The sequence below is a fragment of the Clostridium sp. AF34-10BH genome (assembly GCF_003478095.1).
Classification (GTDB): Bacteria; Bacillota; Clostridia; order Lachnospirales; family Lachnospiraceae; genus Acetatifactor; species Acetatifactor acetigignens.
Genome location: NZ_QUEC01000010.1, coordinates 88,238 through 109,737, shown reverse-complemented (window position 1 = coordinate 109,737; position 21,500 = coordinate 88,238). Strand labels below are relative to the sequence as shown.

The window sequence follows — 21,500 nt, the reverse complement described above, 5'->3', positions numbered from 1 at the left end:
TCAAAATGTGAAACTCGTTTACAAAACGGGAAACTCGGGTGACTATTGAGCACAAAAAGCACCTTCGAGGTGTTTTTTATTTGCTTCACAACAAAAAAAGGGCGGTTCACAACATCGCTGTTTATTGTAAAGAAAGATATGCCGAAAAATCAGTAAAGAGAAATCATGTTGTACGATTTTTAAGGAAACGGATTTCAGAATTTAAGCTCAAGGAGGCCAAATCATCTCCTCGCCATGGGGCTCGGATTTTGCTTCGCAAAACAAGGAGGATTAGAATGAGAATCAATGGATTTAGTGGGACAAATACGCAGACAGGAACAATGGGAATGACACAGGGGAATGATTCTGTAAGTAAAAATATTCAGAATCAGATTGCAAATGCACAGCAGAAGCTACAGGATTTATCATCGAATGAAGAAATGTCATTAGAGGATAAGATGAAAAAGCGTCAGGAGATACAGCAGGAGATTAACAATCTCAATCAGCAGTTAAGACAGCACCAGATCGAGCAGAGAAAGGAACAGCAGAGTAAAAATTCGTCATCTATGGATGATATGGTGGCTGGAACAAGTAACACTTCAAAAAAGAAAGACACCGGATTGTCACAGGCAAGTATGCAGGCGATGATCTCCGCAGATTCTTCCATGAAACAGGCAAAGGTGCAGGGAAGTATGGCAACACAGATACAGGGACGTGCCAGTGTGCTTGAATCTGAAATCAAACAGGATGCCGGAAAAGGAAATACTGAGAAGAAGGAAGAAGAACTGGCAGAGCTGCAGGCAAAGGCACAGTCTGCGACAGCAGCACAGATGTCTACACTTGCAGATGCAAATAAATCAGTAGAAGAAGCTGCAAAAGCGGAGAACAGCAATACAGAAGACACTGCAACAAAGAACAATACTGATAAATCCGAGAAAACACAGGAATCTGCGGGGGCTGCGGCAGAGGAGACAGACAGCGTAAAGAATACGGATATCAAAGGGGAAACACAGGTGACAGTAGAAACACCGACTCTGGAAAATGCACAGAATGCAACACAGCAGGCAGTGTATACACCGATTGATATTCGTTTATAGTTGGTAAAGGAGAATGGTATTATGTCAGAGATTAAGAGTTTTAGTGATTACACAAGTAAATATAACAGCAATGTAGATTATTCCGCATTATTTGGAGGAACTTCCGACAGTTCATCCGTAGGAAACACCAATATGCTTTCTGATTATGCTGCGATTAAAAACGGAAGCTATGGAAAACTTATGAAAGCATATTATGCAAAGCAGGATGCAGAAAAATTATCGGGGAAAGGCGATACTTCACAGAAGCTTACACTGATGAAAACAAGTGCGGATTCCCTGAAAAAATCAGCAGATGCACTAAACGATGCGTCACTCTGGGAAAAAAAGAAAATAAAAAAGAAGGATGAAAAGACCGGGGAAGAAACAGAGGTAGAGGATTATGACTGGGATGCAATTACCAAAAAAGTGAAATCTTTTATTGATGATTATAATGATGTTGTTAAGGAGGCAGGAGAATCCAATACAAAAGATGTCCTTAGAAATGCTTCATGGATGACAGGCATGACAGACAAAACCAGTCATTTACTTTCTAAAATAGGTATTACCATAGGAAAGGGTAACAAGCTGGAGCTGGATGAAGATGAATTGAAGAAAGCAGATATCAGTTCATTGAAAACGGTTTTTACAGGTTACAATTCCTTTGCAGGCAAAACAGCCCAGAAAGCAACTGGTATATCAAATGCTGCGAACCGCGCAAGTGCGACTTATACAAACAATGGTACATATTCTAAAAAGGATTCCTCTCTAACGTCAAGTAAGATAGATAAGGAAGTATAGGAATATTGTATGAGTGACTAATTTGAGCAAATGTATATCACTAATTAGTAAACATGAAAGTGAATAGGCGATTGCGAAATGTGAAAGGAGCGGATATGAAAATATTTCAAACACCTTCTTACGATAGGTTTTGTTTATTCGAAATGGAAAGAAAGAGTAAAGATTTCAGAGGTATGGATGACAATGTTGCTTATAAAAATAAGCAGATAGACAATGTAGAAATATCGAATGAAGGAAGGCGGGCATTGCGGGAAAAATTAAGAGAAGTAAAGCCAAAGGTTGAGGAACCGATAGGATATGAATTAACAATACAAGATACAAATGAGGTTGAATGGGAACATTATACTTCTATGAGAGAATATAGTGGACTGACGTTAAAAGACGGAAAATACAATCTAGAAGATGTGATGAAGTCTATGATGGATGCTTATGAAACGCGTTACAATTATATTGTGAAAGAACATGAGAATGGAGAACGTCGGATTTCTTATGATCTCACAGGAGAAAATTCATTAACACTTGATGAAGACTTGGCAGGTTTAGACAGGGCATATAATAAGCGATTAGCAAATCTGGCGGGATATATTGTATGTCAGCAGACAAATGACGGTTCTAAATTCTTTCAAACAACTAATGTGAAGAAGAATACAGCAGAACAAAAAGAATATATAGATACTGCGGTATCCATGATGGAGAAAGCACAAAAAAGATTTTTAGAAATGCGTGAAGAACCGAAATACACAGCAGGAATTGCAAAGAGTGTAATTGGGGATATTATGAGTAGCGATAAGAACTTTATGGAAACGACTCAGAGGTTATTTGCTAAAACAATATATCACAATGCTAAAAAAAATATTTTCTAGAGACATGAAAGGTTGTTTAATGTTGTAAGAGAATGTTGGCAGTTGTTATGAGACTTATATAAGGTAGGGGATAGTATGGTTACGGTAAATAATTATTACAACAATATACCAGTAGGCAGGGATTTAAATAATCTGCCAAACACTTCCAGTGCAGGTACAACTGTAGGTTATCAATATGATGGACTTACCGAGGAAGATCGTTTCGTACAAAAAGTTTTGCAGGAGCATTATGATAAAGTGTACAAAGAAAATTTGTCTCATTCTGATCCAATGGCATATATCGAATCAAAATATTGTGATGTGACCTCACCTAATTTTTGCTCATATATGACAGAAGATCAGCGTTCCATAGCTTACCGCAATGAGAAAAGAATGTTACAAACAGGGGGAAAATATTCGGCTGGATTTGCCCGGTATGATTATGCATTAAGAAATTACAAGGATGTATATACAGGTGCTTCAAGAAGTACAGGTTATATACGCAATACTGACAAGGAAAAGCAATATGCAAGAAGTGTTGTAAATCAGCAAATTTCAAATCTGTTTTCAAAAAATGGAATATCATTATCAAAACAAGCAGATTTGACATTTTCTATTGATCCATATACATATCAATTAACTGTGTCAGGAAATGCAGATAGAGACACATTATCGCAGATAGAAAAATTGCTGAATGAAGGAGATAATGCAAAAAATATTTGGACGCATGCGTGGATTTGTATGCATGATTCAGACAATGAAATTGTTAATTCGCAAGCAAATAGGACAAAGGCGAACCAATATTCTTTATGGCATGAAGTGTATGAGACAACAGGGTATGATGCACGCAATGCGACATATAGAAATGGTACTTTTATTGCAGAGGATGGCACAGATTTACTTGCCTTGTTTAAGGCAAAGGCTAAAAATGGCGCAGGGTATGAACTTTATTCTAATAGATGGTTGGAATATGCTAAGAATGGCTGGAAAAAAGAAAATGATTTAGTATTGAAAATAGGATTTGACAGCAGTGGATTGTATGATATAGGGCAGGAAAGAGGGTATGGAGCAACGCAGAATATGTGGATGAAAGGTATTAGTCAAAGTATATTTGAAGCTAGCGTGTGATCAATATTATATTGATTCTGAGAGAAATCCAACAGGTGGCATAGTTGGAAGGACTCCGAATAATGAAAGGAGTTAATATGGCAGTTACAGGAATAGGAACATATTCGTCATATACGAATAGTTATGGCAATACACAAAATGCTGGAAACAAAACGGGCAGGACATATAAGAATGCTCATGAATATAAGAACTATTTAACACAAAAATACGATTGTTTACGAAGCAGGGATTATTCTGTAAATATAAACAGTTCTCTTTTGTCAAAGGCTATGGGAGATGAAAAGACAAAACAATGGTTGGAGTACAATTTATCGCTAATACCAAAAACAATAGAACAGTCAAGAGCTTATGTGGCAGCAAGAGGAGCAAAGATACTGAGTTATAGTATTACTATAGATGGATATGATAGTATGAGTTCTGTAATGTGTACTCAAGATGAAGTTGATCCTGGAACAGAAAAAGCAAGGAAAGAACTTGAAGAAAGACTCGTGAAAAGGAAAGCAGAAAAGAAAGAGACAGAGGAAAGACTGGAAAAACAGCGTGCCGAAAAACAGGAGCAGGAAGAACGGCAATATAATCTGAAAATTGATGGAAAAGATGTAACTGACCTGACAGGAAAAATGGTGGAATTGCTAGGTACTTCAACTTCTATAGGAGTGATGGAAAATGGAGTTTCGACATTTGATGTGCTGGCATAGGAACTTTGATATGAAACCGTAAGGTGTGCAATTAAAATAATGACTTATGCTAGAACATAAAATAGACAAAAATAAATTTGCAATGTGGAAACAGACAGGGAGGCTGTTTTATGTCAAGGATAACGGATTATGCTTTTTTATTTCAGAAATCATTTGGAACATCAGGAGTAAATGCAATAGGTAGTTTTCAGTTGTCACAGCTTAATAGCAGTTCTGTTCAATCACAGCTAAAAGCTGCTGGAATTAATACGAACAGTAAACAGTATAAAGCAGCTATTAAGAAGATGATGTCTGCCGGAAATGGTGCGATGTATGGCAATATTCAGGGAATAAAAAATCTGATGAGTCATTATGATAAGGATGGAGATTATATTAATCCTGTAAATGGATTGGCAGGACTTTTGGTGACAGATGACAACGAGAATTCGAGAAGAAGGATCATATCAATTCCGGATAGCAGCAAAGAAGAAATGTATGAACTGACAAAAAAAGAATTTCTGCGTGAAAATGGTGTATGCAATGGTGATACAACAAAACGAACAGATGTGTATAACAATTTGTATCGCAAAATGTCCAAAAAGGACAGGCTGGCTGCCGGGTACACCCTTGAAAAATATGAGAGAATTTACAGACAGGCTTTTTATGATGCCGCAAAAAAGGCTGATCCTAACTGGGAAATTGGTAAGCCAATCAAAGCTGGAGCACTTGATGATGTTACAAGAGAGACTGCAGAGACAGGAAAATCCCCTGCACAGGCAACACTTGATACTAAAATCTAAAGCGTATAAACTATTCTTTTTGAGAAACAAAGGTAATCAGCTATATTGAATTAACAGATGGTATAAAAGTAATGGAAGGCTCTCTTATGAAAATAGAAGCAATTTCATAAAATCTTACTTACACACTTGACAATATCCCTCTGAGGAAACAGATGAAAAAGATATTACAGAGAATCGGACTGCTGGCAGCGGCGGTGCTGCTGCTGTGGGGTTGGCAGGGGATGAATGCTAAGGCGGACGATTATACGGGAAACTGGACAGTTGATAGAACCGGATTAAAAAACTGTCATATAATGCTAAGTACTATGATAGATAGTAAAATGTATGATTGTTTTTCTATATACCCGGGAGATGACAGTTATAATGGAAAAGAATATTGGTTTTTGACAGCACCGAAAGTTGTATATTCTACGGATGATGTTAATGAAATAGAAGCAAGTGCAACCTATGACAGCGTTCAACAATGTTATTATTATCGGCTTCCAAATCATGGAACAGGTAAAATAGTTATGACAGGTGAAGCAGTCAATCTGGAATTTCATTCTAGCTTGTCGGAACCGGCACAGTTGGTTTCAAATGATGAGAAATCTTATTTTTTGTATGATTTAAAAATAAATTCATATTATGATTTTTCTAAAGTAAATGTTTCATTTAATTTCTATGATGGAGCGGGTTACCGTGCAGATGACATTTTTCTTGCTAAAATCATAAATTATAGTGAAGATAACAGAACTGCAACAGTGAAGATTAGCTATAAAACAGAAAACTGTGCCAAAGTGGCGGGATATAAGGTGTATGCAAAAGCAGTATATGATGATCCACAAGGGGATGAACATAGGAAAACAGATATAATGTCGTTTAATGTTGGCACAGTTGATCGGACAATCTCCAGTCTGGACATGGTAGTCACCCCACCGGTAGCCGGACAGCCCTTACCTAAAAAATGGCAGATTAATACGGAAGGAATTACTGATGTTACGAAGAACAGTATTTTGTGGTTGAAAGAGGGAAATGAGAATGAGGCGGCAATCGGCAATGCTGAACCGAACACAACGTATTATGCAATTCTGACCTTGGTTGCAGAACGTGGCTATAAATTCAATCATGACAGCATCTGGATTGTCACAAATCCACAAGTGGAGTATACGTCAATTGACTTAGCTGAGGGACGGTATCTGACATTGAAATATACCTTTACAACGGGAGAGATTACAAATACTACAGATAATACAGATACATCAGCTTCTGACAGTGGTACCGATGACAGCCAGGAAGATCCCTATAAGATCATCGAAGGCACCAAGGGTACCTGGAACGGCAGCACCACGGAAGGCCTGACCATCCGCGGCGATGGTGATTTTGCTAAATTCGCCGGTGTCCGTGTAGACGGCAACTGGATCCCCAGTGCCCACTACGAAGCAAAATCAGGTTCCACTATCGTGACCCTGAAGCCTTCCTACCTGGCATCCCTGTCAGAGGGTGAACATACTGTGGACACCATGTGGATCGATGATTCCGCCAGCACCACATTTACAGTAGCTGCAAACACCGCAGCTGCACAGCCGGAGCTGGACAGCGTGCCCAAGACCGGAGAAGGTGTGATGGGATGGATGCCCGAGGTACTGCTGTTTGCAGCTGCAGGTCTGGTGACATTCGGCGGACTTCTCTGCAGACGTAGTAAAATTCAACTTTAAAGGGAAAAACCACATAAAGATTGTGTAAAAAGTAGATATATTTTTAAATTGACGAGCACATGGCTGTTGGATATACTATAACTGTATCGCGTTTTAAACGACGTGATACGGAAAGCAGGATCCGACAGCCATGAGCAGTTTACAAAAGAAAGAAACATTATTAATCGTTGATGATTCAAAATTTCAAAGAGTAGTGATCAGACAGTCTCTCGGGGAGCATTTTAACTTCGCAGAGGCTGTTTCCGGTGAAGAATGTCTTACGATCATGGAGAAGGAAAGCGATGCCATTGATCTGGTGCTGCTGGATCTGGTCATGCCGGGGATCGACGGCTTTGAAGTACTGCGCCGCAGACAGAATATGGAGGGCTTCAAGGACACGCCGGTTATCGTTCTGACGAATACGGAATCGGTGTCTTCCCAGTCGGAAGCATTTGCACTGGGGGCGGATGAATTCATTATCAAACCGGTAGATACCCGGATAGCGCTTACCCGCATCAACAATACACTGGGGGTAAAACGCAGGTTGCAGAATAGCAGAGATGAGCAGAAGGCCTGGAAGACAAAGTCGCAGATCGACGAGATGACCAGTCTGTTCAACAAGATGACAGTAGAGAAGCTGATCACGAAGACTCTGACAGAGCATGAGAATGGCCTGCATGCTCTTATGGTGATAGATATCGATAATTTCAAATCCGTAAATGATGTATACGGTCATACTATGGGAGACCATGTGATCAGCGTCATTGCAGGAGTCATTTCTTCACAGTTCCGCAGCACAGATTATGTGGGACGTATGGGTGGAGATGAGTTCGCAGTATTGATGGGAGACATTCCGTCCAAAGAGATCGCACTGATCAAGGCAGAGAATCTGGTCAACCTCGTAAAATATAAAGAGAACTTATCCATACCGGAAAATATATCCATCAGTGTGGGAATAGCATTTTCCGATCCAGAGGATCATTGCTACTATGATCTTGCGGCAAAAGCAGATCAGGCATTGTATGTATCCAAGAAGTCGGGAAAAGGACGCTACAGCGTGTTCGGTGAGGAAAATCAGACCCCTGATCAGAAATTACAGGCTTTTGTGTGGTCATCCTCCCGTAATGTTACCAGCATGCTGGAGTTTGCACTGCCGGAGTTTGTTCATCTGAAGAAAGTAATCTCGGTGGAAGAGATCAGAGAGAACATGGGAGAGAAGACCGGCGAAGACATTCTGGGACTGTTCGTGGATGTATCAGAAGAAGAGGACGGAGGACAGGCACGCTGGCAGGAACTTGGAGAATTACAGAGAGAACATGCGCTTCCCATGATCGCCATCTGCAAGGAGGGGAATCTTGTACAGATGAAATGTGCGTTGGAGACGGAAGTAATCCAGGATCTTTTGCTGGCTCCGCTGGAAGCAAATGCATTGAAGCGGCGTGTGAAGATCTGGATGCAAAATTGCAAGCTGCGATAAACTTTGTTATAATTGACTGGAGCATATCTTAGAATGTGCTTCAGTCTTTTGGTATCTTTGCAATAGAAACAGAGGATGTAATATTATGGATTTGTTTGAATACATGAGAAGCACCAATATGGAAAAGGAAGCTCCACTGGCGGCCAGAATGCGTCCCAGAACCTTGGATGAGGTCGTGGGACAGGAGCATATTATCGGCAAGGACAAGCTTCTGTATCGTGCCATCAAGGCGGACAAGATCAGCTCCATCATTTTCTACGGACCGCCCGGCACCGGCAAGACGACGCTGGCGAAAGTCATCGCCAATACTACCAGTGCTGAATTTCAACAGATTAATGCCACAGTGGCGGGCAAAAAGGATATGGAAGAAGTGGTGGCAAAGGCGAAGGAACTGCAGGGAATGTACAGGAAGCGTACAATTCTGTTCATTGACGAGATCCACCGTTTCAATAAAGGACAACAGGATTATCTGCTCCCGTATGTGGAGGACGGTACGATCATTCTCATAGGAGCTACCACAGAGAATCCCTATTTTGAAGTCAACGGCGCTCTGATCTCCCGCTCGGTGATCTTTGAATTGAAGCCGATTCCGAGGGAAGCCATCAAAGAGCTTTTGAAAAAAGCAGTCTACGATACAGACCGGGGAATGGGAGCCTACAACGGCACCATAGACGAGGATGCACTGGATTTTCTGGCAGATATCTCCGGCGGCGATGCCAGGCATGCACTGAATGCTATTGAACTGGGCATCATGACCACAGAACCGGGACCGGATGGCAAGATCCATATTACGCTCGACGTGGCACAGCAGTGTATTCAGAAGAGAGCGGCGAGATACGATAAAAACGGTGACAACCACTACGATACGATTTCTGCATTTATCAAGAGTATGCGGGGGTCAGATCCGGATGCGGCAGTATATTATCTGGCAAGGATGTTAAATGCTGGCGAAAGCGTTACTTTTATTGCAAGACGTATTATGATCTGTGCATCGGAGGATGTGGGCAATGCGGATCCCCAGGCACTGGTGATGGCAGTGAATGCTTCTCTGGCGGTGGAGCGGGTAGGCATGCCGGAGGCGCAGATCATTCTGGCGCAGGCAGTGACTTATATTGCTACAGCACCCAAGAGCAATCGTAGCTGCGAAGCGGTATTTCAGGCGATGCAGGAAGTACAGGCCACAGGAGATCTGCCGATCCCCGCACACTTGCAGGATGCACATTATAAAGGAGCAGCAAAATTGGGACACGGAACAGGATATAAATATGCACATGATTACCCGAATGACTATGTGGAACAGCAGTATCTGCCCTATGAATTAAGTGGCAGGGAGTTCTATCAGCCCTCGGGTAACGGTTATGAGGTGAAGATCAGAGAGCATATGGCGAGAATCAAAAAAGAAGCCGCAGAGGCTTCTTCTAAAAACAAAGAATCATAAAATCAGGTACCTGATTGCGGGATTAGAACAACTCCGTAATCAGGTATTTGTATATTTCCTGATTTTTTTTCTGCCAGTTGTCGCAGATAGCAGCCGCAGTTTCTTCCACGGGAACGGATAATGTGATGTCCACCAGATTGATACCGCGGTCTTTTGCTACCAGATGAGCCTCGTATTCACCGGAGGTGGATTTATAATAATCCCCCAGCACAGAGACTTCGTTGCGCAGGGTGAACTCGTTTTCCTGAAAATAGCTGTCAATTTCCTGCTTGATGGTATCACCGATGCGGTTCTCGAAGAAATTCAGAGTTTCCTTGCCCTCGGCAGTGATGGACAGGTGGGTCCGGTTGCGGATCGACTGGGTGGCGATCATTCCGGCATCCGTCAGTTCATTGATGACCTGCTGCAGGGTCAGGAAGTTCGTGTATTCCTTTCCAAGGATAAAATCGCTGACCTGTGCGGCCGTGAGAGGGAAAGTCACACGGTTCAGCATGTAGAGAACGATAAGTTTATATAAAGTAAGCGGATCTTGTAACATAATGGGATAACAGCCTTTCTAATGTTTATCTTTATTTATTGCTTCATAAAGGTCACCCTGACGGATGCCCTGTTCTTTCATACGGTGGTGCAGTGAGTTCAGTACCTTTCGTTTGTCCAGACTCCATTTCGGAGCGATCAGCAGATCTTTTGGCCCATCACCGGTGACCCGGTGGATCACGATATCCGGAGACAGGTGGGCGAGGCAGGAGACCAACAGATCCAGATAATGTTCCGGAGTCAGTGCCTCAAATATTCCCTTTTCATAATCCTCTGCCAGATCGGTATTTTTTAAAATATGTAGTAACTGGAGCTTGATGCCAAAGGGAGCAATATGGTTTAAGTATTTCATGGTTTCCAGTACCTGTCGGTCGGTCTCTCCGGGGAGTCCCAGAATCGTATGGACGATAAAAGGGATTTTGAGTGTCTTCAGATTGGTACAGGCTTTCTCAAAGCAGGACAGGGGATAGCCTCTGCGGATATAGTGGGCAGTCTCTTCGTGGATTGTCTGTAATCCCAGTTCGATCCAGAGGAATTTGTCCGGATATTCACCTTTTAATTTTGCAAGCAGAGCCAGTACTTCCGGCCCCAGACAATCCGGCCTGGTGGCAATGGAGATGCCGCAGACTTTGGGATGGCTCAGGGCAGAACGATACACCTCTTCCAGATAGGGGAGAGGTGCATAAGTGTTGGTGTATGCCTGAAAATAGGCGATCAGGTCATGACCGGTCACTTTATCACCGAATTTTGCCATGCCTTCCGCAATCTGTTCCTCCATAGTCTTCCCGGCAATGTCCACAGCAAAGTCACCGCTGCCGCCGGAGCTACAGAAGATACAGCCCCGAGTGTCCAGAGTTCCGTCCCGATTGGGACAGGACATCCGGGCATTCAGGGCTATTTTATAGCATTTATGGTGAAACATATTTTTGCAATAGGAATCCAGAGAGTAGTAGGGCTTGCCGTGCCAGTCTCTCACAATGCTGTCCGAACACATTAGCGGATGTGGCTCTTTACAGCGTTTGCCACAACTTCGGCTACCTGGGGATCAAATGCTTCCGGCATGATATTGTCATCGGAGAGCTTGTCTGCGGGTACCAGACCGGCAATGGCTTCGGCAGCGGCCAGTTTCATCTCTTCGGTGATCTGGGTAGCACGACCTTCCAGAGCACCCTTGAAGATACCGGGGAAAGCAACCACATTGTTCACCTGATTGGGAAAATCACTGCGTCCGGTTCCTACGACACGGGCACCGGCAGCCTTGGCTACATCCGGCATGATCTCGGGAATGGGATTCGCCATGGCAAACAGGATGGAATCGCGGTTCATGGAAGCTACCATCTTGGGAGTGACGATGTTCGGAGCGGAAACACCGATGAAGATATCGGCACCTTTCAGAGCATCGGCCAGAGAGCCGGTCTCGTTGTTTAAGTTAGTCACTTCGGTCATCTTTTTCTGCATCCAGTTCAGGCCTTCGGTATCTTTGGAGACAATACCTACCTTGTCACACATGATGATATTGGGGAAACCGTAGGTCAGAAGCAGTTTGGTGATAGCCACCCCGGCGCTTCCGGCACCGTTTACCACTACGCGGCAGTCTTCCTTTTTCTTACCGACTACCTTCAGGGCGTTGATGACACCGGCCAGAACGACGATGGCAGTACCGTGCTGGTCATCATGGAATACGGGGATGTCCAGAATCTCCTTCAGACGTTCCTCAATTTCGAAACAACGGGGAGCACTGATGTCTTCCAGATTGATGCCGCCGAAGCCGGGAGCCAGATAGGTCACAGCCTTGATGATCTCTTCGGTATCCTGGGTGTCCAGACAGATGGGGACAGCATTTACATTACCGAATTCTTTGAAGAGGACTGCCTTGCCTTCCATAACGGGCATGGCTGCGTAGGGACCGATGTTGCCAAGACCAAGAACCGCGCTTCCGTCGGAGACAACGGCTACGGTGTTGGCCTTCATGGTGTATTTGTAAGCAGCTTCCTTGTCCTGGGCGATTACTTTGCAGGGCTCCGCAACACCGGGAGTATAAGCAATAGCCAGATCCTCACGGGTCTTGACGGGAGTCTTGGACACGGTCTCCAGTTTACCGTTCCATTTTTCATGCATCAGTAACGCTTTTTCATTGGTTGTCATGACAATACCTCTCTTATTTTTTGTTTGGTCATTACTTCATATAATCATGGATGATTTGCCGGATACGAAATCCGGACGCTATTCATAATGATATAATAGAATCGATATCTTCGCAAGGATTTAGCACCACTTTTACAAAAAATAAAATTTTTATTTTGGGACTTCCTATTTGGAAAGAAATGTATTATAATGGCTTCAGATGCAGTTTTAATATCTTTTTATTCAACTGACATGTCGAATGTAAATCGGATGTAATTCCCCTTAGTTAACAGCTATATAGTAAATCTTATTTCCATAGGAGGGTATATGAGAGAAAAATATGAATCACTTGCATTAGTTCAGTTAAAGGAGCTGGCAAAAGTACGTGGCCTGAAGGGAACTTCCACAATGAAAAAGGCAGATCTGGTAGAAGCTATGCTTGCAGAAGATGAGCGCCTGAAAAAAGAGGAAGAAGCTAAGGCAGCGGAAGAGAAACAGGAGGCTGCTAAGAGCGAAGAGGCAGAGAAGCCGGAGAGAACAGAACGCCCTGTCAGACAGGAGAGGAATTACAGACAGGACAGATATGATAGACAGGATAGAAATGACAGAAACTATCGGACAGACCGTACCGAGCGTACGGATCGTGCAGAACGCACTGACCGTTCCGAAACCGGTACAGAGATGGTCGGCGTAAGAAGTGAAGCTTACACCAGAGAGCGTACCTTCAATCCGAATAACGTGGCATACGATGAGAGCCAGTATCCCAAGGAACTGGACAGCGGTATCGAAGCCAGCGGTATCTTAGAGGTTATGCCGGATGGTTACGGATTTATCCGTTGCGAGAATTATATGCCCGGTGAGAACGATGTGTATGTGGCTCCCAGCCAGATCCGCCGTTTCGGACTGAAGACCGGTGATATCCTGAAGGGCAACAAGAGAATCAAGACCCAGCAGGAGAAGTTCAGTGCACTGCTGTTCGTCAAGAGCATCAACGGTTATACAGTGGAAGAGTCAGCCAAGAGAATGGCATTCGAGGATATGACGCCGATCTTCCCGGATGAGCGCATCAAGATGGAGACTCCCGGCTGCAGCGTGGCTATGAGAGTCATGGATCTGGTAAGCCCTGTCGGTAAGGGACAGCGTGGTATGATCGTATCCCCGCCCAAGGCTGGTAAGACCACACTGTTGAAGGAAGTGGCAAAGTCTATTTTGAACGGTAACCCCAAGATGCACATGCTGATCCTGCTGATCGATGAGCGTCCCGAGGAAGTTACCGATATTAAGGAAGCAATCCACGGAGACAATGTGGAAGTGATCTATTCCACCTTCGATGAGCTTCCCGAGCACCACAAGAGAGTATCAGAGATGGTGATCGAGCGTGCAAAGCGTCTCGTAGAACATAAGAAGGATGTCGTGATCCTGCTTGACAGTATCACCCGTCTGACCAGAGCGTACAACCTGGTGGTTCCCCCCAGCGGACGTACTCTGTCCGGTGGTCTCGATCCCGCCGCACTCCACATGCCCAAGAGATTCTTCGGTGCAGCCCGTAATATGCGTGAGGGAGGAAGCCTGACCATTCTGGCCACCGCACTGGTAGAGACCGGAAGCAAGATGGATGATGTGGTATACGAGGAATTCAAGGGAACCGGTAATATGGAAATGGTTCTGGACAGAAAGCTGTCCGAGAAACGTATTTTCCCGGCTATCGATCTGGCAAAATCCGGCACCAGAAGAGAGGATCTGTTGCTGACACCGGAAGAACTGGAAGCCATCAATATCATGCGTAAGGCCCTGAATGGCTTAAAGCCCGACGAAGCTACCGACCGCATCCTTGATATGTTCTCCCATACCCGCAATAATGTGGAATTTGTGAATATGGTGAAGAAGAACCGGTTTATCTAGGCAAGAGATAGAAAATTGACAAAAATTGGAAATGATGGCAGAATATATACCTTTACGATGTGCCATAATTGTGCTACAATTATGGCATAAAGGAGGTGCTATTATGCCATTGATCATGCCAATCAGAGATTTGAGAAAAACAAGTGAAATATCCGAATTAGCACATACAAAGCAGGAACCGATTTTTATTACTAAGAATGGCTACAGCGATCTGGTAGTGATGAGCGCAGAACTTTATGAGCATTTTGCACGAATTCATAAAATCGACCAGGCCATCTGTGAGGCGGAAGAGGAAGTTGCTGCGGGTGCGGATACGATGGATATGGATGTCGCAATGGAACGGCTAGACAAAAAATATTATGGTTAAATACCATATAAAGTTGTATCCGAGAGCATATCGTGATATGGAAGAAATCTACAGGTATATCGCCATAGAAAAACAGGTTCCGGAAAATGCAAAAGCACAAACAGACAGAATTTGGAGAGCGATAAAAAAACTGGAGACTTTTCCCGGTTCACATCAGGATAGATTAGAGGGAAAGTATGCCGGAAAGGGGTATAAACAGCTTCTGGTCGATAATTATATGGCAATTTATAAGATTGATGAGACTGAAAAAACAGTTTATGTCATTACAGTGCAATATCAGAGGAGAAATATGTAAAAATAGGTCTTGCGTCGTGTAAACTCTTATGGTACAATAATACCGCTGTTTGTGGTTCCATAAGCAGTGAGGATGAGAACAAGAACTTATACACGACATTTTTATAGAGAGGTGAAAGAAATGAAAGAAGGAATCCATCCCGCTTACTACCAGGCAACTGTAACCTGCAACTGTGGTAACACATTTGTAACCGGCTCCACCAAGCCCGAGCTTCACGTAGAAGTTTGCTCCAAGTGTCATTCATTCTACACTGGCCAGCAGAAGTCTGCAAGAACCGATGGCCGTATTGATAAGTTCAATAAGAAATACGGTGTTAAATAAGATTGCAAGCGAAAGGTTGAGGTATTCTTATCTCAACCTTTTCTTGTCGTATAGGAAACTATGTTCCTATTTAATACTGCATTTATAAGGATGAGGTTTTATGGCTAGAAGAAAGAGTCGTTATTCCGGTATCGGCGGACAGGCCGTGCTGGAAGGCGTTATGATGAAAAATAAAGAGAAGTATGCGGTAGCGGTCCGCAAGCCGGACGGCGAGATTGAAGTGGAAGTGGAGACCTATCAGGGTCTGGCTCACGGAAGTAAGTTCAAGGAGCTTCCCTTTATCCGTGGTATCTTTAATTTCCTGGATTCCCTGATCCTGGGAACCAGAGCATTGAATTATTCCGCTTCCTTCTATGAAGAAGAGGAAGGCAAAGAAACGAAATTCGATAAGGCAATGGACAAGATGAGCGGTGGCAACGGAGAAAAGCTGCTGTCCGGTATTGTGACGGTGATCTCTATTATGTTGGCAGTAGGCATCTTTATCGTATTGCCGTATTTCATTTCCTCTCTGTTTGAGAGCTTTATCCGCAACCGCTCCCTGATGGCGATTATTGAGGGTGTGATCCGTATTGCTCTGTTTTTGCTGTATGTATGGGGCATCAGCGCCATGAAGGATATCCGCAGGCTGTACCAGTATCATGGGGCGGAGCACAAATGCATCAACTGTATCGAGAAGGGCAGACCCCTTACGGTGCACAATGTGATGCGCAGCTCCAGACTGCACAAACGTTGCGGTACCAGCTTCATTTTCTTTGTTATGCTGGTAAGTATTGTGCTGTTCTTCTTTATCCAGGTGGATAATGTGGCGGAGAAAGTGATCCTTCGTATTCTGCTGATGCCGGTTGTGGCCGGAATTTCCTACGAGATCATCCGTCTGGCCGGACGCACGGATAATGTGTTTATTAAGATCCTGTCTGCTCCCGGTATGTGGATCCAACGTATGACCACCAGGGAACCCGATGAGAGCATGGCAGAGGTAGCCATCGCTTCCGTAGAAGCTGTGTTCGACTGGAAGAAATATTTACAGGATACCTTCGGTTACGAAGTGGATGAGGGCTGGATGAAGGACGATGCATCCGCAGAACCAGAGGATTAAGATGACCTATCGGGAATGCTATGAAAAGGGCTGTCTGGCTTTACAGACAGCGGGAATCGAAGAAGCCACACTGGATGCGAGACTTCTGCTGGAAGCGGTATGCGGTACGAATCGTAATGATCTGCTGGTGCACGGGGAACAGTCGGTGACACCGGAAGCGGAAGAGAAATATCTTGGCTGGATCGGACAGCGGGCGGAGCACATTCCGCTGCAGCAGCTGACCGGGGAGCAGGACTTTATGGGACTGACCTTTGCTGTCAATGAGCACGTACTGATCCCGAGACAGGATACGGAGATTCTGGTGGAGGAAGTATTGAAGGAACTCCATGACGGAATGCGGGTGCTTGACATGTGTACGGGATCCGGATGTATTCTGTTAAGCCTTCTGCATTACAGCAATGCCTGTGAAGGACTGGGTGTGGATTTGTCTGCAGATGCGCTGGAAGTGGCAGAGCAAAATGCGGAGACGCTTTTGGATGCGGTGAACGCAGATCGGGTTCATTTTTTACAGAGTGACCTGTTTGACAAGGTGGAGGGAAAATTCGAGATCATCGTGTCGAATCCGCCTTATATCGCCAGTGCGGAAGTGGAGAAGCTGATGCCGGAGGTACGGGATCATGAACCCAGGATGGCACTGGACGGTACGGAGGATGGTTTACATTTTTACCGCCGTATCATCGAAGAAGCAGGAAAACATCTGGTGAGCAGTGGAATGCTCTTTTTTGAGATCGGATATGACCAGGGACAGGCTGTATCGGAACTGATGCGCACCGAAGGGTACCGCGAGGTACAAGTGGTGCAGGATTATGCCGGTCTGGACCGGGTAGTTTTTGGAACGTATGTAACAGTTCAGCCCGCACCATTCGCAAAGTCGCGCTGACACGCTTTCCGTCACTTCGTGACTATCTTTGCTCATAAACCTGGCGCTTAGTTCATGAACATATTCGTTCACAAAATCATGCAAGCATGATTTTTGCTCTCCAATATGTTCATGGCTGAACTGTTACAACTTATATTGAGAGGAATTAGTTATGTTTGACAAGTTAGAAGATTTATTGATTCGTTTTGAAGAGATCATGGGCGAACTGCATGAACCCACGGTCACGAATAACCAGGAACGTTTCCGCAAGCTGATGAAGGAGCAGAGTGATCTGACACCTATCGTGGATGCGTATACAGAGTACAAAAAGTGCAAGCAGGATATTGAAGATTCTCTTTCCATGCTGGAAGAGGAAAAAGACGAAGAAATGCGCGAGATGATCAAGGAGACGTTAAACGACAGCAAGAAGCGCGTGGAAGAGCTGGTGCAGGAACTGAAGATCCTGTTACTGCCCAAGGATCCTAATGATGACAAGAATGTAATCGTGGAGATCCGTGCCGGTGCCGGCGGCGATGAGGCTGCACTGTTTGCAGCGGAGATCTATCGTATGTATGTGCATTATGCCGAGAAGCAGCGTTGGAAGGTAGAGCTGATCAACGTGGATGAGATTGGTATCGGCGGTATGAAGGAAGTACAGTTTACCATCAGCGGACAGGGTGCTTACTCCAAGATGAAGTATGAGAGCGGCGTACATCGTGTACAGCGTGTGCCGGAGACCGAGAGCGGCGGACGTATCCATACCTCCACCATCAGTGTGGCAGTTATGCCGGAGGTGGACGATGATATTGATATCGTCATCGAGGACAAGGATATCCGTATTGATGTCATGAGAGCATCCGGTAACGGTGGTCAGTGTGTCAACACCACCGACTCCGCAGTACGTCTGACCCACTATCCTTCCGGAATCGTGGTATACAGTCAGACTGAGAAGTCTCAGATCCAGAACAAGGCTAAGGCATTCGCACTGTTAAAGTCCAAGCTGTATGACATCGAGCAGCAGCAGAGACACGATGCGGAAGCAGAGATGCGCCGTAGCCAGATCGGTACCGGAGACCGTTCTGAGAAGATCCGTACCTACAACTTCCCGCAGGGTCGTGTCACCGACCATCGTATTGGTCTGACCCTGTACAAGTTAGACAAGATCATGAACGGAGATATCGAAGAGATCATCGATGCCTGCATCGCAGCCGACCAGGCAGCCAAGCTGGCTAAGATGAATGAAGAATAAGAGAAGAAAATGATGAAGGGCGGACTTTGGCGGTGCCAGGGTTCGCCTTTTATGATATAATGAGCGCAAGAGAGCCAACATGCTTGCATGATTGGCGAACGGCGAATTTGATCATGATAGTTGCGAAGCAACGTCAAGTACCGAAGGTGCGAATCATGATATAATGAGCCTCAAGGAAAAACAAGTGGCTGCAAGCAGACATTTGTTTTTCTGGGCTCATTAGCGAACGAATATCCTGCGAAGCAGGATGTAGAGTGCGATAGCACGAATTCGTGAGCTTATGATACAATAAAGAGAAGCAGCAAATATGAACAAAGGAACAGTAGAAGGAGAAAAAATCAAATGACCATAGCAGAAGCAATACGTGAATATGTCAATGAAACCGAAGGTCTGGAGTTCTATGAGCAGGAGCCGGAAAAAGGTCTGGGGATCCTGGTAAAGGGAGATAATTCCTATATGGAGACGATCATGAACCTGACCAAATATTTCGACGATCACAATGTGGATGATGTGAACCTGGAACTGGAGGGCATGTATGTGGAATGCCAGGGGGATGATGTTATTGTATTTTTCCCTAATATTGAAGCCTGACGTATTGATCCTGGATGGTTACAGACTGAAATAGAAAACGGAGAGTTAAACAGTGAAAAAACATATTTTGTGCATCGGAGATTCCAATACCCACGGGCTTTGCACCGATCCGTCGGAGAGTGCCGACCACGGCAGCAGATATAATGAAGAGGAACGTTGGACCTGCCTGTTACAGAAGGCATTGGGAGCGGAGTATCTGGTCATTGAGGAAGGCTTAAGCGGCAGAACCTGTGTGTATGATGATCCGGACATGGATTCCGTGAATCTGCTGCCGGTATTGCATGTCCTGTTGAACAGCCACGAGCCGTTAGACCTGCTGATCCTGATGTTAGGTACCAATGATTCCAAGGTGAAATTCAATACGGATGCGCGGAAGATTGCAAAGGGCATGCATATCCTCTTGGAAGAGGCGAAATCGGTTCCCTGTTGGGGAAAGAATGGACCGAAGATCCTGATCGTGGCACCGGTTCCCATCGAAGAGGGTGTGATTTATCCTGATTTTAATGAAAAAAGCGTGGAGACAACGAGAGCACTGGCAAGAGAATATGCTTTCCTGGCAGTGGCTGAACGGGCGGATTTCTTAGATGCAGGAGGCTGTGAACTGACGAAGGCGGATCATGTGCACCTGACAGCGAAGGGCCACAGACAGCTGGCAGAGCGGATGGAGACCGCCGTGAGGGACATTCTGGGGAAAACGGTACCGGAGGCAGTGGAAGAGAGGAAAGATGGCGACGGGATGGAGGAGATCGTAACGGCAAAAGAGGCAGATCTGCCCAGAATCCTGGAGATCTATGACATCGCCAAGGCTTACATGCGGGCAAACGGGAATCCGAACCAGTGGAACGGCGCTTATCCGGATCCGGAGACGCTGCGGTCAGATATAGAGAAACAGCGGCTGTATGTGTATAAAAAGGACGGACGCATCCACGGGGTATTCATGCTTCTGCTGGAGGAGGAACCGACCTATGCTTATATCGAGGACGGCAGCTGGAGGGAGGAGACACCTTACGGCACGATCCATCGCCTGGCAGGAGACGGGGAAGTGAAGGGACTGTTTGCAAAATGTGTTGCCTTCTGTGAGAAGAAAGTACCTTACCTGCGTGCGGATACCCATTTTGACAATCACACCATGCAGCACTTATTAGAGAAGAACAGCTTCGAACGCAGAGGCATTATTTACCTGAAAAACGGAGATCCACGCATCGCCTATCAGAAATAATGCACAACACCTGACCAATTTCTTATGAGCAATATTCACGAAAATAATCAGAAACGCCGAAAGATACTGACATTTCGGCGTTTTTTCTGTTAAAATATGGGTATACTATTGGTAGTAAACGGAAATTGTGTTTTCAATTTTCTGCAATGGGCAGAGGAAAGGAAGGTCAAGGTGTTTCAGAAGGGCGAACGTGTAGTATGTGGCAGTAAGGGCGTTTGCGTGGTGGAAGAGATCACGACATTGGATATTGCAGGAGTGGACAAGAAGAGAGAGTATTATATTTTAAAACCTCTGTATCTGTCTTCCAGTACGGTATATATTCCGGTGGATACGGCAGAAGGTTCCATGCGGAAAGTGCTTGCACATGAGGAGGCGGAGAGTCTGATCCGACAGATTCCGGAGATCCCGCTGATCACCATTGCCAATGACAAACTGCTGGAGCAGGAATATAAGAATTGTCTGAAGGCCTGTAACTGCCAGGATCTGATCCGGATTATCAAGACCATCTACCTGCGCAAGCGGGCCAGAGAAGAGGCGGGACGCAAGGAGACGGCGGTGGATGCCAGATATTTTCGGATCGCAGAGGACCAGTTGTACGGAGAGCTGGCGGTGGCACTGGATATGTCCAGAGAAAATGTGGAAAGCTATATAAATACCTCTTTACAATCCGTGTGAAAAGGTCTATTATATCAACATAAGTCCTAAAGCAACAGAAATTTATGATTATTTAAGATCAGAAAACGTTGAAGAGAAGAGTAGGAAGCAGTGAAGGCACCAGAGAGAACCGCCCTGTCGGAGACAGGCGCTGTGAGCGGTTTTGCCGGATGCGGACGAAGACCGTCTCGGAGTGGCTTTAATACAGCCCGGCAGCTCCCGTTACGAGCAAATGAGTGGCAGTTATCTTTAGATAATTGCAATCAGGGTGGAACCGCGTGTGATACGTCCCTTGCAGATCGTTGCAAGGGACTTTTATTTTGCGACTATTCAGAGTAGCATCGCAGATGCGATTTTGCGAATGAAGGTGCTGAATAGTTTAGAAAACAACAAAAAGG

At 44.8% G+C, this 21,500-nt stretch carries 22 protein-coding genes; 19 read left to right on the top strand and 3 right to left on the bottom strand.

What is annotated here, in order from left to right; translation table 11 throughout:
- Positions 1-275: 275 nt before the first annotated feature.
- From DWZ61_RS08975 to DWZ61_RS08935, 9 genes are all read left to right on the top strand, one after another.
- Complete coding sequence (locus DWZ61_RS08975; RefSeq protein ID WP_117918503.1) at positions 276-1,076, top strand: FlxA-like family protein; 801 nt, start codon at positions 276-278, stop codon at positions 1,074-1,076.
- A 21-nt stretch (positions 1,077-1,097) separates the two neighbouring features.
- Positions 1,098-1,853, top strand: a complete 756-nt coding sequence (locus DWZ61_RS08970) for a hypothetical protein (RefSeq protein ID WP_227061396.1) — start codon at positions 1,098-1,100, stop codon at positions 1,851-1,853.
- A 95-nt stretch (positions 1,854-1,948) separates the two neighbouring features.
- Positions 1,949-2,716 carry a hypothetical protein gene (locus tag DWZ61_RS08965; RefSeq protein ID WP_117465020.1) on the top strand — a complete coding sequence of 256 codons (768 nt, stop codon included), beginning with the start codon at positions 1,949-1,951 and terminating at the stop codon, positions 2,714-2,716.
- A gap of 75 nt (positions 2,717-2,791) precedes the next feature.
- A complete protein-coding gene (locus DWZ61_RS08960; protein ID WP_118538121.1) occupies positions 2,792-3,823 on the top strand; it encodes a DUF4885 family protein in 1,032 nt (343 codons plus the stop codon).
- 62 nt (positions 3,824-3,885) lie between these two features.
- Positions 3,886-4,521, top strand: a complete 636-nt coding sequence (locus DWZ61_RS08955) for a DUF6033 family protein (protein WP_243026378.1) — start codon at positions 3,886-3,888, stop codon at positions 4,519-4,521.
- Between the two features lie 110 nt (positions 4,522-4,631).
- Complete coding sequence (locus DWZ61_RS08950) at positions 4,632-5,300, top strand: DUF3879 family protein (protein WP_117465022.1); 669 nt, start codon at positions 4,632-4,634, stop codon at positions 5,298-5,300.
- 152 nt (positions 5,301-5,452) lie between these two features.
- Positions 5,453-6,994 carry a hypothetical protein gene (locus DWZ61_RS08945; protein ID WP_118538119.1) on the top strand — a complete coding sequence of 514 codons (1,542 nt, stop codon included), beginning with the start codon at positions 5,453-5,455 and terminating at the stop codon, positions 6,992-6,994.
- 130 nt (positions 6,995-7,124) lie between these two features.
- Positions 7,125-8,450, top strand: a complete 1,326-nt coding sequence (locus tag DWZ61_RS08940) for a diguanylate cyclase (RefSeq protein ID WP_022312763.1) — start codon at positions 7,125-7,127, stop codon at positions 8,448-8,450.
- Positions 8,451-8,535: 85 nt separating this feature from the next.
- Complete coding sequence (locus tag DWZ61_RS08935; protein WP_022312764.1) at positions 8,536-9,888, top strand: replication-associated recombination protein A; 1,353 nt, start codon at positions 8,536-8,538, stop codon at positions 9,886-9,888.
- A 22-nt stretch (positions 9,889-9,910) separates the two neighbouring features.
- Here DWZ61_RS08935 and DWZ61_RS08930 read toward each other — a convergent pair whose 3' ends face one another.
- From DWZ61_RS08930 to DWZ61_RS08920, 3 genes are read right to left on the bottom strand one after another with little or no spacing between them, the layout of a single operon-like run.
- On the bottom strand, positions 9,911-10,426 hold the full coding sequence (locus tag DWZ61_RS08930) for a DUF4364 family protein (RefSeq protein WP_022312765.1): 516 nt from the start codon (positions 10,424-10,426) through the stop codon (positions 9,911-9,913).
- 18 nt (positions 10,427-10,444) lie between these two features.
- The gene (locus DWZ61_RS08925; RefSeq protein ID WP_118538118.1) at positions 10,445-11,419 is read right to left on the bottom strand and encodes a TIGR01212 family radical SAM protein; all 975 of its coding nucleotides are present in this window, start codon (positions 11,417-11,419) and stop codon (positions 10,445-10,447) included.
- The gene (locus tag DWZ61_RS08920) at positions 11,419-12,570 is read right to left on the bottom strand and encodes an NADP-dependent malic enzyme (protein WP_118538117.1); all 1,152 of its coding nucleotides are present in this window, start codon (positions 12,568-12,570) and stop codon (positions 11,419-11,421) included. Before DWZ61_RS08920 ends, DWZ61_RS08925 begins: the two co-directional genes overlap by 1 nt.
- Before the next feature lie 306 nt (positions 12,571-12,876).
- On the opposite strand from DWZ61_RS08920, the gene rho reads away from it, so the two are divergent.
- The 10 genes from rho to DWZ61_RS08865 all read left to right on the top strand — a co-directional run bounded on the left by rho (position 12,877) and on the right by DWZ61_RS08865 (position 21,123).
- Positions 12,877-14,451, top strand: a complete 1,575-nt coding sequence (gene rho, locus DWZ61_RS08915) for a transcription termination factor Rho (RefSeq protein WP_118504273.1) — start codon at positions 12,877-12,879, stop codon at positions 14,449-14,451.
- Between the two features lie 103 nt (positions 14,452-14,554).
- Positions 14,555-14,818, top strand: coding sequence for a type II toxin-antitoxin system Phd/YefM family antitoxin (locus DWZ61_RS08910; RefSeq protein WP_118538116.1), 264 nt, complete (start codon positions 14,555-14,557; stop codon positions 14,816-14,818).
- Positions 14,811-15,113, top strand: coding sequence for a type II toxin-antitoxin system RelE/ParE family toxin (locus DWZ61_RS08905; RefSeq protein ID WP_118538115.1), 303 nt, complete (start codon positions 14,811-14,813; stop codon positions 15,111-15,113). The genes DWZ61_RS08910 and DWZ61_RS08905 overlap by 8 nt, the downstream gene beginning before the upstream one ends.
- A gap of 120 nt (positions 15,114-15,233) precedes the next feature.
- Positions 15,234-15,434: a 50S ribosomal protein L31 gene (gene rpmE / locus DWZ61_RS08900; protein WP_022153877.1), complete on the top strand. Its 201-nt coding sequence runs from the start codon at positions 15,234-15,236 to the stop codon at positions 15,432-15,434.
- A gap of 100 nt (positions 15,435-15,534) precedes the next feature.
- The gene (locus DWZ61_RS08895) at positions 15,535-16,530 is read left to right on the top strand and encodes a DUF1385 domain-containing protein (RefSeq protein WP_118538114.1); all 996 of its coding nucleotides are present in this window, start codon (positions 15,535-15,537) and stop codon (positions 16,528-16,530) included.
- A gap of 1 nt (position 16,531) precedes the next feature.
- Positions 16,532-17,410, top strand: coding sequence for a peptide chain release factor N(5)-glutamine methyltransferase (prmC, locus tag DWZ61_RS08890; RefSeq protein WP_118538113.1), 879 nt, complete (start codon positions 16,532-16,534; stop codon positions 17,408-17,410).
- Positions 17,411-17,561: 151 nt separating this feature from the next.
- Complete coding sequence (prfA, locus tag DWZ61_RS08885; protein ID WP_118538112.1) at positions 17,562-18,638, top strand: peptide chain release factor 1; 1,077 nt, start codon at positions 17,562-17,564, stop codon at positions 18,636-18,638.
- A 342-nt stretch (positions 18,639-18,980) separates the two neighbouring features.
- Complete coding sequence (locus DWZ61_RS08880) at positions 18,981-19,229, top strand: hypothetical protein (protein WP_118538111.1); 249 nt, start codon at positions 18,981-18,983, stop codon at positions 19,227-19,229.
- 52 nt (positions 19,230-19,281) lie between these two features.
- Positions 19,282-20,448 carry a GDSL-type esterase/lipase family protein gene (locus DWZ61_RS20460; RefSeq protein WP_337537286.1) on the top strand — a complete coding sequence of 389 codons (1,167 nt, stop codon included), beginning with the start codon at positions 19,282-19,284 and terminating at the stop codon, positions 20,446-20,448.
- A 171-nt stretch (positions 20,449-20,619) separates the two neighbouring features.
- On the top strand, positions 20,620-21,123 hold the full coding sequence (locus DWZ61_RS08865) for a CarD family transcriptional regulator (protein ID WP_172594764.1): 504 nt from the start codon (positions 20,620-20,622) through the stop codon (positions 21,121-21,123).
- Positions 21,124-21,500 lie beyond the last annotated feature (377 nt).

Bases quoted from the DNA above. Each gene is read 5' to 3' on its own strand.
- DWZ61_RS08910 (WP_118538116.1), top strand. From the start codon at position 14,555: ATGCCATTGATCATGCCAATCAGAGATTTGAGAAAAACAAGTGAAATA.
- DWZ61_RS08960 (WP_118538121.1), top strand. From the start codon at position 2,792: ATGGTTACGGTAAATAATTATTACAACAATATACCAGTAGGCAGGGAT.
- DWZ61_RS08950 (WP_117465022.1), top strand. From the start codon at position 4,632: ATGTCAAGGATAACGGATTATGCTTTTTTATTTCAGAAATCATTTGGA.
- DWZ61_RS08930 (WP_022312765.1), bottom strand. From the start codon at position 10,426: ATGTTACAAGATCCGCTTACTTTATATAAACTTATCGTTCTCTACATG.
- prfA (WP_118538112.1), top strand. From the start codon at position 17,562: ATGTTTGACAAGTTAGAAGATTTATTGATTCGTTTTGAAGAGATCATG.
- DWZ61_RS08970 (WP_227061396.1), top strand. From the start codon at position 1,098: ATGTCAGAGATTAAGAGTTTTAGTGATTACACAAGTAAATATAACAGC.
- rho (WP_118504273.1), top strand. From the start codon at position 12,877: ATGAGAGAAAAATATGAATCACTTGCATTAGTTCAGTTAAAGGAGCTG.
- DWZ61_RS08905 (WP_118538115.1), top strand. From the start codon at position 14,811: ATGGTTAAATACCATATAAAGTTGTATCCGAGAGCATATCGTGATATG.
- DWZ61_RS08920 (WP_118538117.1), bottom strand. From the start codon at position 12,570: ATGACAACCAATGAAAAAGCGTTACTGATGCATGAAAAATGGAACGGT.
- DWZ61_RS08925 (WP_118538118.1), bottom strand. From the start codon at position 11,419: ATGTGTTCGGACAGCATTGTGAGAGACTGGCACGGCAAGCCCTACTAC.
- DWZ61_RS08940 (WP_022312763.1), top strand. From the start codon at position 7,125: ATGAGCAGTTTACAAAAGAAAGAAACATTATTAATCGTTGATGATTCA.
- DWZ61_RS08880 (WP_118538111.1), top strand. From the start codon at position 18,981: ATGACCATAGCAGAAGCAATACGTGAATATGTCAATGAAACCGAAGGT.
- DWZ61_RS08975 (WP_117918503.1), top strand. From the start codon at position 276: ATGAGAATCAATGGATTTAGTGGGACAAATACGCAGACAGGAACAATG.
- rpmE (WP_022153877.1), top strand. From the start codon at position 15,234: ATGAAAGAAGGAATCCATCCCGCTTACTACCAGGCAACTGTAACCTGC.
- DWZ61_RS08955 (WP_243026378.1), top strand. From the start codon at position 3,886: ATGAAAGGAGTTAATATGGCAGTTACAGGAATAGGAACATATTCGTCA.
- prmC (WP_118538113.1), top strand. From the start codon at position 16,532: ATGACCTATCGGGAATGCTATGAAAAGGGCTGTCTGGCTTTACAGACA.
- DWZ61_RS08945 (WP_118538119.1), top strand. From the start codon at position 5,453: ATGAAAAAGATATTACAGAGAATCGGACTGCTGGCAGCGGCGGTGCTG.
- DWZ61_RS08895 (WP_118538114.1), top strand. From the start codon at position 15,535: ATGGCTAGAAGAAAGAGTCGTTATTCCGGTATCGGCGGACAGGCCGTG.
- DWZ61_RS08935 (WP_022312764.1), top strand. From the start codon at position 8,536: ATGGATTTGTTTGAATACATGAGAAGCACCAATATGGAAAAGGAAGCT.
- DWZ61_RS08965 (WP_117465020.1), top strand. From the start codon at position 1,949: ATGAAAATATTTCAAACACCTTCTTACGATAGGTTTTGTTTATTCGAA.